The sequence below is a fragment of the Bacillus sp. GW823-FHT06A11 genome, assembly GCF_058795355.1.
Map to the genome: position 1 here is coordinate 419,992 of NZ_JBXAHS010000004.1, position 14,075 is coordinate 434,066.

Below are 14,075 nucleotides of genomic sequence, written 5' to 3' on the forward strand. Positions count from 1 at the left end.
AATAGCGGGATAAAATACTTCAAAGAAAGAATTATATAGGTGACGAATATGATTGAAGTTAAGACTTCTGAACTTAGTGATGGAGAATTTAATAGAGGTGTATTTGCAACTCGTGATATTAAAAAGGGTGAGTTGATTCACTCAGCACCAGTTATCTCTTATCCGAATGAACAGCATGAACACATTGAAAAAACGTTACTTGCTGACTACGCATTTGAGTATGGGGTAAATCATACGGCATTCCTGTTAGGATACGGCATGTTATTTAATCATGCATATAATCCGAATGCAACGTATGAAATTGTCTTCGAGAATCATACTTTTAACTTCTTCGCGTATAAGGATATAAAAGCGGGAGAAGAAATTTTAATCAATTATAATGGTGAAGTGGATGACGATGAGCTATTATGGTTTGATAAGGAAAAAGAAGAGAACGAAAAATAATTTAATGAGTATAGAAAGAGCACATTCTGTGGAATGTGCTCTTTTTTCATTGATGTAAATAAAGTAAAAAGTACAAAAAAATACCACTTTCTTTTTGTATGGTATAGTAAGATACTGAGGGATAGTGTTTTGAAAAAGTCACATATTTTACAAATTGTTGTCTTTCTGATGACATGTCAAGTTTAGTAGTCCATTTGGGTTGCTTTATTATGCAATATATATTTTAATATGAGTGGCACCTCTTATAAATTAAGAGGTTTATAGGTGTCTCGAATTGATTTTGGGTACACTGTATCCACCACTTTAGGTTCTTTCATGTACGTGGGGATATTATGGGCCCGTATAACGGGATAAAATGAATATAGAAATAGAGGAATCGTAAAATGAATATGCAAGAGGTTTATAAATATTTAAGTACGGTATTGCCTGAAGGACATGTTAAACAAGATGAAATGTTAAAGAATCATACGCATATTAAAGTTGGCGGAAAAGCAGATGTTTTCGTTGCGCCTACAAATTATGATGAAATTCAAGAAGTTATCAAATATGCGAACGAATATAATATTCCAGTTACGTTTTTAGGAAATGGATCGAATGTCATTATTAAAGATGGTGGAATTCGCGGGATTACAGTAAGTTTAATTCATATTACAGGTGTTACTGTAACAGGAACGACGATTGTAGCACAGTGTGGCGCAGCAATTATTGATGTATCACGTATTGCTTTAGACCATAACTTAACGGGTCTTGAGTTTGCTTGTGGTATTCCAGGTTCAGTTGGCGGAGCATTATATATGAATGCTGGTGCATATGGCGGTGAAGTATCGTTTGTATTAACAGAAGCTGTCGTAATGACAGGTGATGGAGAGCTACGTACTTTGACGAAAGAAGCATTTGAATTTGGATATCGTAAGAGTGTATTTGCGAACAACCATTACATTATTCTTGAAGCGAGATTTGAACTTGAAGAAGGTGTACGTGAAGAAATTAAAGCAAAAATGGATGATTTAACGTTTAAGCGTGAGTCAAAACAGCCTCTAGAATACCCTTCTTGTGGTAGCGTATTTAAGCGTCCACCAAATAACTTTGCTGGTAAGTTGATTCAAGACTCAGGACTACAAGGTAAGCGAATTGGTGGAGTAGAAGTTTCTTTAAAACATGCTGGATTTATGGTGAATGTTGATAACGGAACAGCACAAGATTACATCGATTTAATTCACTTCGTACAAAAGACAGTTGAAGAGAAATTTGGCGTGAAGTTAGAGCGAGAAGTAAGGATTATTGGAGAAGATAAGGAATAACGAAATACGTATGAAGATATGAATTATTTTAAAATAATATTTGGGTATTGTTGACAATTTGTTTTCAATTCAATATAATGCTAATAATTTAACAAATAACATACGTTGAAAGAGCCCAGTAGCAGTTTGTCACTGTTAACGAGAGAGCTAGGGGTTGCTGGAACCTAGCACAAACAAACTTGCGAATTACACTCTGGAGTATCTTAGGTAATGCTAAGCGGACTAGCAATCGATATTATTGCTAAGAGTGGTATGAGTAGCTATGCTATTTATGCAAACTGGGTGGTAACACGGTGAATAATCGTCCCTATGTCTATCGTAGACATAGGGGCTTTTTTGTTTTTAAAAAATAAAGGGGATGACAAAAAATGAATATTATTGATGAATTAGAATGGCGTGGCGCCGTTAATCAGCAGACTGACGAAGAAGGCTTACGTAAGCTAGTAGAAGAGAAAAAGATTTCACTATACTGCGGAGTTGATCCGACTGGTGATAGTATGCATATCGGACATTTGATTCCGTTTATGATGATGAAGAGATTCCAATTAGCTGGCCATCATCCTGTTATTTTAATTGGCGGGGCAACAGGAACAATTGGTGATCCGAGTGGACGACAATCGGAGCGTCAACTTCAAACGTTAGAAGTGGTTCAGCATAATGTAGATGCGTTAACAGCGCAAATGAAAAAGCTATTTGATTTTGGCGGAAATAGCGAAGTGAAGATGGTAAATAACTATGATTGGACACATGAAATAAATATTATTGAGTTTTTACGTGATTACGGGAAAAACTTTAGCATCAATAGCATGTTAGCGAAGGATATTGTAGCAAGCCGTTTAGATACAGGTATTTCTTTCACAGAATTCACATACCAAATTTTGCAAGCAATGGATTTCCATCATTTATACACGAAAGAGGATGTTCAACTTCAAATTGGTGGTAGTGACCAATGGGGAAATATTACGAGTGGTTTAGATTTAATTCGTAAGTTAGAAGGTCATGAGGCGAAAGTATTCGGATTAACGATTCCGTTATTATTAAAATCGGACGGTACGAAGTTTGGTAAATCAGCAGGTGGTGCGGTTTGGCTTGATCCCGAAAAAACGACACCGTTTGAATTTTACCAGTTCTGGGTAAATACAGATGACCGTGACGTAATTAAATACTTGAAATACTTTACGTTCTTAACGAAAGAGCGTATTGATGAATTAGCAGCGAAGGTAGAAGCGGAACCTCATAAACGTGAAGCGCAAAAAGTGTTAGCGGAAGAAATGACGAAATTCGTTCATGGAGAAGAGGCATTATTACAAGCTGAGAAGATTACAGCAGCGTTATTTAGCGGGGATATTAAATCGTTAACAGCTGATGAAATTGAACAAGGCTTTAAAGAAATGCCAACGTTCCAGTCTTCAAAAGAGACGAAAAACATCGTAGAGTGGCTAGTCGATTTAGGAATTGAACCATCTAGACGCCAAGCACGCGAAGACATTAATAATGGTGCGATTTCTATGAATGGTGAGAAAGTAACAGATGTGGGTACGGATGTTACTGTAGAAAATTCATTTGATGGAAGATTTATTATTATTCGTAAAGGGAAGAAGAACTACAGCCTTGTGAAGTTAGGCAAATAGTTTGTGTGAAAGGATGGGAGTAGGAAGAATACTTCCATCTTTTCGTATACACAATTTGGACATAAAATAATCAGTAAATTTAGATAATTAAAAGGGTTATATTATTCTTCTGCCGAATAAATAAGTTAGAGAAAATTACGGATAAAAATAGCCCGAACCATGCTGGGCATGATTCGGGCTTATATTCAGATTAGTAAGCTAAGCTGAATAGACCTTTAATGTGTGATAAGTAACGAACGTTACTTGCTTCTTTCATTAATGATGCTGGTAAGCCTTTAAGTGGAGTATTGCTTGCTCCAATTGTAGCAACCGCATCTTTACGTCCTAGACTAGCAAGTGTTCCAGAGTTTACAGGTGCGAACTCTTCGAATGCTTTGCCTTCTAGTGCTGCGTATAAGTTGTATCCAATTAACTCACCCATTTGCCAAGCGATTTGTGCAGTTGGTGGGTATGGACGTCCGTCTGGAGCGAAGACAACTGCGCTGTCTCCAGCAACGAATACGTCTTTGTGAGAAGTAGATTGTAGGTATGCATCAACTGTTGCACGTCCACGGTTAACTTCAAGACCTGATTCACCGATTAATGGGTTACCTTGTACGCCGCCTGTCCAAACGAATGTGTTAGCAACAAGTTTTTGACCGTCTTTTAAGTCGATTTCATTGCCAGCAACGTTTGTTACAGGAAGACCAGTTAAGAATGTAACGCCGCGTGCTTCTAGGCTAGTAGTTGCACGTTCGATTAAGTGGTCTGGTAATACTGGAAGGATTTTTGGACCTGCTTCAACAAGAAGAAGTTTAACTTCTTTTGGATTTACGCCGTGGCTTTTTGCAAGTTTAGGCATAATGTCAGCAAGCTCACCAACTAGCTCAACGCCAGTTAATCCGCCACCACCGATTACGATTGTAGCATCAGCTTCGTTTTTCGTTTTCGCGTATTCACGAATACGGTCTTCAACGTGTTTGTAGATTTTGTTTGCATCAGCAGCAGATTTTAATACCATGCTGTTTTCTTCTAGTCCTGGAATACCGAAGTAAGCAGTTTTACTTCCTAAAGCAACTACAAGTGCATCGTAAGATAAAGTAGTGCCACCAGCTAGTTTGATTTCTTTGCTATCAACTGAGAATGACTCAACTGTTGCAATTTTAAGATCGATATCTTTACCTTTGAAAAGCTTTGTAAGTGGCATTGCAATTGCTTGCTCAGACACGTTACCAGCTGCTAGGCGGTGTAATTCAGTGATGATTTGGTGTGTTGGGTATTGGTTAATCACTGTAACTTGTGCTTCTGATTTGCTGTAATATTTACGTACGTTTAAAGCGGCAAGAAGACCGCCATAACCAGCGCCTAAGATGACAATTTGTTTTGACATAGTATGATATCCCCCGTCTTTACTAATTGTTGTTATAAGTTAAATTATTTATTGTTACGTTCTGCACTAATTTGAAGATATGCGTTCACAAAGCGGAACATTTTTTGTGCTTGTGGATCTTTTAGTAATTTTAACAGACCGAATAGGCCGATAACTTCGTTGCTTTCGTCAGCACGATCTTTCGCTTCGATTGCAGTTGCAGCCATGCTTTTCACTGTATCTTTTACAGGTTCTACAAGCTCTGTAATTGCACCAACAGTGTCGCTTTTTAATACTTCATCAGTAGCAACAGTTTGAGCGAAGTCATAAGACTTAGTTAAAATGTTAACAAGCTCAGTTAATTTTGGAAGCTGTTCTACTAGTGTTGTTAATGATTCTTGTACCTCAGGTTTTAACAACTGATCAAGTACATCAAGTTGTCCTTGGCTAGCAGAAATTTGTACAGTTTCTTGTTCTGGCTTTGTTTGAGTCATAGTTTCTGGCATCTCCAATTCTCCTTTACGATAGCAATACTCTTATTTTTTATAAGTAAGATAGTAAACGTTTACGAAACTTTATGCAAAGTTTCACAAAACACAATAAAATGCCTTTAAATTTATGACAGCAAGTAAGCTGCAAACATAAATCTAAAACCATAACGTCTTACTTATTATTTATGAACTGTCCGATATATGGCTTGTCCGCATAATGGAAAAGCTCCGTTACCGGAAAGTGTATATAATATATATCCTATATTATATACTATATACACCTATGTTAACATAAAAATGATTCCTAATTATTTGATATTGAGTGTATAACGTAGTGCTGACAAGGTATGAAAGCGTATAAAATATTTTGTTTCAGTTAGAAATGTACATATATATATAGAAAAAAAGGAAAAAACGAACAAATTCATGTTCGTTTTTTCCTTTTTCCTATTATTCACCTTCTGCAATTAGCATCGATGTGTTACCTTCTTTTTCAAGATGGCATTCGCCCCAAGAACAAAGAGAGTCAAGAATGGATTCTAAAGACCAACCGTAGTCGGTAAGAGAATATTCTACTTTCGGTGGGACTTGGTTGTATACTTTTCTTTGAATGACCCCGTCGTCTTCTAATTCACGTAATTGCTGCGTTAACATTTTTTGTGTAATACCAGGCATTGAGCGTTTTAATTCACTCGTTCTCTTTGTACCTTTCGTTAAGTGACAAAGAATAACAACTTTCCATTTGCCGCCGATAACTTCTAAAGTCGCCTCTACAGGAATATTGTATTTCTTCATATGAACCCCTCCCTTTTTGAGTAAAGTAAGTTTAATAATACAAATGTTACTTTTTAGTACCTATAGCACTTTAAAGTACGTACTTTTTATTATGTTAAATATGTTTCATAATAGCACATGTAAGAGGCAAATGAGTAGTACGGTACCAAAAAGTGACTATGTTACTTTTTAGTGCCTATCGTACTTTAAAGTGCGTTCTTCAAAAAAGGAATGAAACCATTCATAATAGCATTTGTAAGTATGAAATATATTTTTTAGAAGATAAAAGGGCCTTTTTATCATACTATTATGATTGGATTTCTTGTAATAAGGAGGAATTCAATTGAGTTCATATACAGTACCATCTTCGGAAGCTCAGACGAATCGAAGAAGTATGTTTGCTTTATTAGCGCTAGCAATTAGTGCGTTTGGGATTGGTACGACCGAGTTTATTAGTGTCGGTTTACTACCATCTATTTCAAAAGATTTAAATGTTTCGGTTACAACAGCCGGTTTAACGGTTTCCTTATATGCGTTAGGAGCAGCGGTAGGAGCTCCTGTTTTAACAGCGTTAACGGCTAGTATGTCGCGAAAGACATTATTAATGTGGATTATGGTTATTTTCATTATTGGTAATGGCATTGCGGCGGTAGCAACAAGCTTCACTGTATTAATTATCGCAAGAATTGTATCTGCGTTTGCACATGGTGTGTTTATGTCAATTGGATCTACAATTGCAGCTGCAATCGTACCAGAGAATAAACGTGCTAGCGCAATTGCGATTATGTTTACTGGATTAACAGTTGCGACTATTACTGGTGTGCCAATTGGAACATTTATCGGTCAAGAGTTTGGCTGGAGAGCGTCATTTATGGCGATTGTCGTAATTGGAATTATTGCTTTCATCGCAAACAGTATACTCGTCCCATCTAATTTAAAAAATGGGGTACCTGTATCGTTTCGTGATCAATTTAAATTAATTAAAAATGGAAGACTATTACTTGTTTTCATTATTACTGCACTTGGATACGGTGGTACATTCGTAACATTTACGTATTTATCACCCCTATTACAAGAAGTAACAGGATTTGAAGCAAGTACCGTTACTATCATTTTATTAGTGTACGGAATCGCCATTGCGATAGGGAATATGGTTGGCGGGAAATTATCGAATCATAATCCGATTCGAGCGCTATTTTACATGTTCTTTATTCAAGCGATCATATTATTTGTTTTAACATTTACAGCGCCATTTAAAGTAGCTGGATTAATCACAATTATTTTCATGGGACTATTCGCATTTATGAATGTTCCAGGGCTACAAGTATATGTAGTTATATTGGCAGAGCGCTTTGTTCCAAGTGCGGTTGATGTTGCTTCAGCAATTAATATTGCCGCATTTAACGGAGGGATCGCTTTAGGTTCTTATATAGGTGGCCTTGTAACGAATTCGTTAGGATTAATCCATACTGCTTGGGTAGGCGGTCTTATGGTAGTAGGTGCCGTGATTTTAACAGCATGGAGCATGACATTAGAAAAAAGAGATCAAGTAAAATAAAAGGAGAGAAAATAAAATGAAGAACTTACAAAGTAAAACAGTATTAAATAATGGTGTAGAAATGCCTTGGTTCGGTTTAGGTGTATTTAAAGTAGAAGAAGGACCAGAACTTGTAGAAGCTGTAAAATCAGCGATTAAAGCAGGATACCGTAGCATCGATACAGCTGCAATTTACGGAAATGAAAAAGCTGTAGGTGAAGGAATCCGTGCAGGTATTGAAGCGACTGGTATTTCAAGAGGAGAATTATTCATCACTTCAAAAGTATGGAACGCAGATCAAGGATACGAAGAAACAATTGCTGCATACGAAGAGAGCTTAAAGAAATTAGAACTAGATTATTTAGACCTATATCTTGTTCACTGGCCTGTAGAAGGAAAATATAAAGATACGTGGAGAGCGCTAGAAACACTTTATAAAGAAGAGCGTGTACGTGCAATTGGTGTAAGTAACTTCCAAATTCATCACTTACAAGATGTAATGAAAGATGCAGAAATTAAGCCAATGATTAACCAAGTAGAATACCACCCTCGTTTAACACAAAAAGAACTACAAGCTTTCTGTAAAGAACAAGGTATTCAAATGGAAGCATGGTCACCACTAATGCAAGGTCAATTATTAGATAATGAAACATTACAAGAAATTGCTGAGAAACATGGTAAAACAACAGCACAAGTAATTTTACGTTGGGATCTTCAAAACGGAGTAATTACAATTCCAAAATCAACGAAAGAACACCGCATTATTGCAAATGCTGATGTATTTAACTTTGAATTAACAAAAGAAGACATGGAAAAAATCGATGCGTTAAACCAAAATCACCGCGTTGGTCCAGATCCTGATAACTTCGATTTCTAAGATTAAAGTAAGAAAGAAAAAAGAGTGCTTTTATGCGCTCTTTTTTTTGCATAAAAATATTTTCTAATTAAATACTACTTAGTATTAAGTTTGTTATTAAGGGGCTGTAAACATGAATATAAAGCAATCGTTCAAACTTTTAGCTATGTTTTTAAGTGTCTTATTTGTATTATTCCCACTTCAAAAAGCATTCGCAGAAGTTATGGATCATACAAAGTATGAAATGAATTGGAGTTATAGTAAGTCAAAGAAGAAACCAATTCGAACAGAACTTATTAAAACGGCAGATGGAAAAATTGCATTTTGCTTAAATGTAGATTTAAAATCTCCGAGTGGTCAAGATTTACCAGAAATGGGTAAAGTGGATATTAATGTGTACCGTGTACTGTTGAATGGATATCCACAAAAGAGCCCACAAGAATTAGGAGTATCTGATTGGAGAGAGGCGCATTACGCAACGCAGCTTGCAGTATGGAATGCGTTAAAACAAATTGATGTTAATGATTTAGATTTCCGAAATAAAAATGTAGAGAAAGTAACAAAAGATATCGTTGCAAAAGCAAATGCTAGCGAAGAGCTACAAGAAATTACGATGAGTGTAACTCCTACAGAAGAACAAGAAGCAGTATTAAAAAATGATTTCTTTGAAACAGGTTTATATACGGTAGAAACAAATGCAAAAAGCGGAACGTATAAAGTGCAAGCAACAGGTGCACCAGCGGGCGTGAAATTTGCAAATGAAAAAGGCGAAACAAAAACAGAATTTAATGTAGGAGAGAAGTTCCGCATTTTAATTCCGAAACAAACGCCAGCTGGTGGATTTAGCTTTAAAGTATCAGGAAATTTAACGAAACTACAAGGAATTGCGCATAAAGGTACACCGACTATTCAAAATGCAGTAGTATTACTTGAGCGTAGTGAAGAAAAAACAAGTCCAGAGTTAGCGGTAAGTTGGAAAAAGGCTGAGGCTCCAAATAAACCAAATAAGCCATATACTCCAAATGAACCGCATAAACCGAATCAATATAAAAGGTAAGGATGAAAGCATTGGTGTTAACCAATGCTTTTTATATATGAGTTTTAAAGTTATATCAAAATAATTATTTGCTATATAAAACGCTGTTTTAATGATAGGAAAACTATTTAGAAATAACAAAATATAATAAAATCTAAACGTAACGATTAATAGATTTAATTCACAAAATTGTAACATTATTCTAATTGAAAAGTCTATCAAACAAAGTGTAAAGCGTGTACAATTCATTTGGAAAAACTACCTATAGATGGTCATATATGAAGAAAATATAAGATAATATTGTTGTTTTTATTTTTAGATGTATAGATGACAAGACTAAAATATATCATTTACTATACCCTTTTTATGTAGAAAGAGAACTCATCACACGAGGAAAGAAGTGAGGAGGATACAGTACATCAAAATTTTATAATATAAGAAAGCGAATACATAGGAAGAAATGCGGTAGCAATTGATATAGGTGCGCGAAGTGTTAGCCTATTCATTACATGTTTTTATAAAAATAATAGGATTTCTTATTAAACGAATATATAGGGTAGTTTCTTTAAATAAAGGAACAGGGGACACAGATTATGTCGAAGAAAAAGACGAGTAGGGTATTAGTAGCTGGTGCTTGTTTAGTTACGTTATTAACGCCATATGGACTTGAAGTACCTAAGGTGTATGCAGAGATGACGATGGAAGATAAGGAGAAAGAGCAAGAAGAGCGAGTGTATCAATTGCTGCCAAAAGGTAATGTAGAAGAGATGCGTGAGTTGCATCAGCGTCGAATGAGTTTTTCTCCTTATGAACCAACGGGCATTTATGTAAAGCCGGGTGAAGAAGTAGTTATTCAAGTAGAAGGGACTCAACAGATTAAAGCTTATATTGGTACATATTCTTATGAAAAAGAAGAACCTAAACAATTCAATTTAAATCCTGGTGAGAATAAAATTTCTTCTTCAAATGGGGGACTATTATACTTTTATAATTATCACAACACAGGAGAAGTAGTCGCTAAAGTGAAAAAAGGTGGTACAACAAATCCTTTATTTATTTTAGGAAAGCATACGACAAAAGATTGGAAACGTATGTTGGCAGAGAATCCTGATCCATATGCAATAGAAATGAAGGGAGAAAATAGTTTATTAACTATGCATCCTGAGACTGTAGCGGAGCATTTAAAACAAGAAGATCCAGCTGCGTTATTAAAGAAACACGATGAAATAATTAATATAGAACATAAGATATCAGGTTTATCAAAAGGTGGTGTGGGTGTTGCGAATCAAGGTAAACATTCCATTCATTTTGTTGAAGACTGGTATACGGACAATTATATGTATGCGACTTATTATCGAACAGCTTATAGTAAAGGGAATTTAGGGCCAGTACTAAATCTAGAAGAGTTAACTAATGATGGATGGGGGCCTTGGCATGAAGTGGGACATCAACATCAACAGAATACTTGGTTATGGGATGGACTTGGAGAAGTAACCGTTAATATTTATTCTTTGGCAGTTCAAACTACATTCGGGCATAAAACAAGGTTAGAGCAAGAGGGGCGCTATGAAGCTGCATTTGCTTATTTAGGTAAACCAGATGCACAAGAAAAGATGGATGTATTTGAGAAATTAGTTATGTTTTGGCAGTTACATTTAGCTTATGGGGAACAATTCTATCCGAATTTACATCAAATGTATCGTTTGTTACATGACACAGAACTGCCTAAATCTGATGAAGAGAAAAAGCAGATGTTTATTTATATGACGTCAAAAGTGGCAGGACAAAATTTAATTCCTTTCTTTGATAAATGGGGATTATTTGCAAATGATGCTACGAGAGAAAAGATTGAAAAATTAAATTTACCAAAATTAGAAAAAGAAATATGGTTATCTACAGATAGCAATCCAATTCGTGAAAAACAAACTGAGTTATATGAAGTTCCATATGGCGAGCCAAATAATGAAAAAATACAAAATGTAGTAATCGGTACTACACATGATGAGAAAAAAGCAAAGGAACTTGTACAGAATTTAGGAGAAGGTGTAAAGACAACAGGTGTGATTATGCAAGATAAGCCTGAAGTTGGAGAAAAAACTTTAAAAGTAGAAATTGTAGATGGAAAAGGAAATAAGAATTTCATTCCAGTTGTAGTGAATGTTGGATATGGGGATAGCCTACTTGTATATGGATTGAAATATACCGGGGAGGGAGACTTGAAGTCAACCGTAACTCTACACCATGGTACAAAAAAATTTAGTGCAACAGATACAAAAAATTTAATTCACGATTATTTTCAAGATGAGAAGTATTTTGAATTTACACTGTACGATAAAGAGGGAAAAAAGAAGAAAAATATAGCGGTAAAAGGGTTGGAGAATACAGAAGCTTTTGCCAAGGAAGTAAATGGATTAGCATTTGAATATGGAGATGTGGTGAAAGTATATCATGCAGAATCTTCACGCTTACATTGGTATCAAAAGGGTTTATATGTGGGAGAAGGAAAAAATAAAGAAATAAAAGAATTATTCTTCAAAATTACTGAAAATGGATTTGAGAGATTAAAAACATTGCAAGAAGTAACAGCAAAGCCACAAACAGTAGTAGTCGGAACAGAAGTAGAAAAGCTAGAAGCGAAAAACTTTGTTGAAGTGAAAGACGGAGAGGTAATTGGCTTTGTAGAAAAGCCAACTACAACGAAAATCGGAAAACAAACAGCCAAAGTAGAAACGAAAGATCGTTTTGGAAATAACCAAGTAACAGAAGTACCATTAGAAGTGGTTTATGGAGATAGCATTGCATATGCAGGATATAACAATGATATTGCTTCAGTGGTAACGTTAAAGCATGATGAGAAGAAATTCCATGTGACTGATATGAATAGCCAGATTCATAAGTATTTTAATAAAGAGCTATACATGGGAATCACGTTATATGATGGAGAAGGAAAAGAGAAAAAACGTGTAACAGCAGAAGGACAAGAAACTTCAAAAAACTTTGCAGAACAAGTGAATGGTACGCAGTTTGAGTATGGAGATGTAGTGAAAGTATTCCATGCAGAACCAGATCGTTTGAAATGGTATCAAAATAATACTCTTACTGGTCAAGGTAAGAAAAAAGGAACAAAAGAACTATTCTTCAAAGTGACAGAAAAAGGTTTCGAGAAAATGGATATGTTGCAAGAAGTAACAGCAGTACCACAAAAAGTAGTTATTGGAACTTACGTTGAAAAATTAGAAGCAAAAGATTTTGTTCAAGTGAAAGATGGAGAAGTAATTGGATTTGTAGAAAAACCAATTACGACAAAAATCGGTGAACAAAAAGTAAAAGTGGAAACGAAAGATCGCTTTGGGAATAAGAAAGTGACAGAAGTATCTGTGGAAGTTACATATGGAGATAGCATAGTATATCAAGGTGTGTCGAATGTAACACGTTCAATTGTTACGTTAAACCACGCTGAAAAGAAATTACATGCAACATTTACAAATGAGGAGATTCATTATCGCTTTGTAAATGAGCAGTATATAGGCCTTACGATTTATGATCAAAATGGAAATGAGAAAAAGCATGTAACGGCAGAAGGACAAGAGACTTCAAAGAATTTTGCTGGGCAAGTAAATGGAACGGCATTTGAGTATGGAGATGTGCTGAAAGTATACCATGCGGAACCGAGTCGTTTGAATTGGTACAAAAAGAATGAGTTAGTTAAAAAAGAGGATGCGATGAAGGGGCAAGAAATATTCTTTAAGATTACTCAAAATGGATTAGAGCAAGTGCAATAATAAGAAAAAGCTCGTAAAACATAATGTTTTACGAGCTTTTTCTTATTATTCAGCTTCAGAAACTACTGTGAAGCGTTCGTTTACATGTTTTGGGTTTTCGATTTCATCAAGTGCTGCAACTGCGAAGTCTTCGTAACTTACGTAGCTATCACCTTTTGCGTTCACAAGAAGATTGTCTTTGCCAGCTTTGTAAGAACCAGTACGTTTTCCTAATGCAAATAGTGCAGAAGGGCTGATGAATGTCCAAGTAATATCGTTTGTTTGTTGTAAGATTTCTAAGTTTTTACCTTGGTTTTGAGCTGTTGCAAGGTATTCGCCTGGGAAACCTGGTGTCTCAAATACACGTGTTGTTTTCTCTTCGTCTACAAATAAGCTTCCAGCGCCACCAACTACAAGTAATTTTGTATTAGGTGTACCTTTCATAGCTTCAATTAGTACGTTTCCTGCATCTACGTGAAGGTGTTCTTGTCCTGCTGGAGCGCCAAATGCATTTACAACTACATCGAATGCTTGCAAGTCGTTAGATGTAAGAGAAAATACGTCTTTTTCTAAAACTTTTACGTTTTCTTCTGTAATTTTTGCGGCGTTTCTTACGATTGCAGTTACTTCATGTCCACGATCTAATGCTTCTTTTAAAATACGACTTCCTGCTTTACCAGTTGCTCCGATAATTCCGATTTTCATAATAAATCCCTCCAAAGTGTTTTGTTAAATTGTATATCTGAAAGTGAATGAATGTATTGTAATTAAGTTTGTTACAACCTGTTGTAATCATTATAGTTACAGGTTGGTGTTTTTGTCAATGGGGTAGTTTGTAGATTTATTTTTTGTTTTAGTATGCACAGTTAGAGGGAGGAGAGTCATAAAGATATTGT

Annotated in this window: 11 protein-coding genes and 1 other annotated feature; of the genes, 7 read left to right on the top strand and 4 right to left on the bottom strand. The window is 35.6% G+C overall.

The window, feature by feature from the left end:
* Positions 1-48 precede the first annotated feature (48 nt).
* From AC1Q8L_RS21340 to tyrS, 3 genes are all read left to right on the top strand, one after another.
* A complete protein-coding gene (locus tag AC1Q8L_RS21340; protein ID WP_000573651.1) occupies positions 49-444 on the top strand; it encodes an SET domain-containing protein in 396 nt (131 codons plus the stop codon).
* 383 nt (positions 445-827) lie between these two features.
* On the top strand, positions 828-1,745 hold the full coding sequence (gene murB / locus AC1Q8L_RS21345) for a UDP-N-acetylmuramate dehydrogenase (protein WP_001057106.1): 918 nt from the start codon (positions 828-830) through the stop codon (positions 1,743-1,745).
* A gap of 96 nt (positions 1,746-1,841) precedes the next feature.
* Positions 1,842-2,057 (top strand) — a binding site (T-box leader).
* A gap of 56 nt (positions 2,058-2,113) precedes the next feature.
* Positions 2,114-3,376, top strand: coding sequence for a tyrosine--tRNA ligase (gene tyrS / locus AC1Q8L_RS21350; protein ID WP_001021091.1), 1,263 nt, complete (start codon positions 2,114-2,116; stop codon positions 3,374-3,376).
* A 190-nt stretch (positions 3,377-3,566) separates the two neighbouring features.
* Here the strand turns inward: tyrS and AC1Q8L_RS21355 are convergent, their stop codons facing one another.
* The 3 genes from AC1Q8L_RS21355 to AC1Q8L_RS21365 all read right to left on the bottom strand — a co-directional run bounded on the left by AC1Q8L_RS21355 (position 3,567) and on the right by AC1Q8L_RS21365 (position 6,010).
* Complete coding sequence (locus AC1Q8L_RS21355) at positions 3,567-4,745, bottom strand: NAD(P)/FAD-dependent oxidoreductase (protein WP_000043198.1); 1,179 nt, start codon at positions 4,743-4,745, stop codon at positions 3,567-3,569.
* 44 nt (positions 4,746-4,789) lie between these two features.
* Entirely contained in the window at positions 4,790-5,230 is a 441-nt protein-coding gene (locus AC1Q8L_RS21360) for a DUF1641 domain-containing protein (protein WP_001115309.1), read from the bottom strand.
* 435 nt (positions 5,231-5,665) lie between these two features.
* Complete coding sequence (locus AC1Q8L_RS21365; RefSeq protein WP_000760481.1) at positions 5,666-6,010, bottom strand: winged helix-turn-helix transcriptional regulator; 345 nt, start codon at positions 6,008-6,010, stop codon at positions 5,666-5,668.
* 373 nt (positions 6,011-6,383) lie between these two features.
* Between AC1Q8L_RS21365 and AC1Q8L_RS21370 the strand changes: the two genes are divergently transcribed.
* From AC1Q8L_RS21370 to AC1Q8L_RS21385, 4 genes are all read left to right on the top strand, one after another.
* Entirely contained in the window at positions 6,384-7,547 is a 1,164-nt protein-coding gene (locus AC1Q8L_RS21370; protein WP_168410432.1) for an MFS transporter, read from the top strand.
* Between the two features lie 16 nt (positions 7,548-7,563).
* Positions 7,564-8,403, top strand: a complete 840-nt coding sequence (locus tag AC1Q8L_RS21375) for an aldo/keto reductase (RefSeq protein WP_000793562.1) — start codon at positions 7,564-7,566, stop codon at positions 8,401-8,403.
* A gap of 112 nt (positions 8,404-8,515) precedes the next feature.
* Positions 8,516-9,439, top strand: a complete 924-nt coding sequence (locus tag AC1Q8L_RS21380; protein WP_001022533.1) for a thioester domain-containing protein — start codon at positions 8,516-8,518, stop codon at positions 9,437-9,439.
* Positions 9,440-10,011: 572 nt separating this feature from the next.
* The gene (locus AC1Q8L_RS21385; RefSeq protein ID WP_000038373.1) at positions 10,012-13,200 is read left to right on the top strand and encodes a putative mucin/carbohydrate-binding domain-containing protein; all 3,189 of its coding nucleotides are present in this window, start codon (positions 10,012-10,014) and stop codon (positions 13,198-13,200) included.
* Positions 13,201-13,245: 45 nt separating this feature from the next.
* Here AC1Q8L_RS21385 and AC1Q8L_RS21390 read toward each other — a convergent pair whose 3' ends face one another.
* The gene (locus AC1Q8L_RS21390) at positions 13,246-13,884 is read right to left on the bottom strand and encodes an NAD(P)-dependent oxidoreductase (protein WP_000689909.1); all 639 of its coding nucleotides are present in this window, start codon (positions 13,882-13,884) and stop codon (positions 13,246-13,248) included.
* Between the last annotated feature and the right edge of the window lie 191 nt (positions 13,885-14,075).

Excerpts from the sequence above, each read along its gene's own strand:
- AC1Q8L_RS21340 (WP_000573651.1), top strand. The coding sequence starts at position 49 with ATGATTGAAGTTAAGACTTCTGAACTTAGTGATGGAGAATTTAATAGA.
- murB (WP_001057106.1), top strand. The coding sequence starts at position 828 with ATGAATATGCAAGAGGTTTATAAATATTTAAGTACGGTATTGCCTGAA.
- tyrS (WP_001021091.1), top strand. The coding sequence starts at position 2,114 with ATGAATATTATTGATGAATTAGAATGGCGTGGCGCCGTTAATCAGCAG.
- AC1Q8L_RS21355 (WP_000043198.1), bottom strand. The coding sequence starts at position 4,745 with ATGTCAAAACAAATTGTCATCTTAGGCGCTGGTTATGGCGGTCTTCTT.
- AC1Q8L_RS21360 (WP_001115309.1), bottom strand. The coding sequence starts at position 5,230 with ATGCCAGAAACTATGACTCAAACAAAGCCAGAACAAGAAACTGTACAA.
- AC1Q8L_RS21365 (WP_000760481.1), bottom strand. The coding sequence starts at position 6,010 with ATGAAGAAATACAATATTCCTGTAGAGGCGACTTTAGAAGTTATCGGC.
- AC1Q8L_RS21370 (WP_168410432.1), top strand. The coding sequence starts at position 6,384 with ATGTTTGCTTTATTAGCGCTAGCAATTAGTGCGTTTGGGATTGGTACG.
- AC1Q8L_RS21375 (WP_000793562.1), top strand. The coding sequence starts at position 7,564 with ATGAAGAACTTACAAAGTAAAACAGTATTAAATAATGGTGTAGAAATG.
- AC1Q8L_RS21380 (WP_001022533.1), top strand. The coding sequence starts at position 8,516 with ATGAATATAAAGCAATCGTTCAAACTTTTAGCTATGTTTTTAAGTGTC.
- AC1Q8L_RS21385 (WP_000038373.1), top strand. The coding sequence starts at position 10,012 with ATGTCGAAGAAAAAGACGAGTAGGGTATTAGTAGCTGGTGCTTGTTTA.
- AC1Q8L_RS21390 (WP_000689909.1), bottom strand. The coding sequence starts at position 13,884 with ATGAAAATCGGAATTATCGGAGCAACTGGTAAAGCAGGAAGTCGTATT.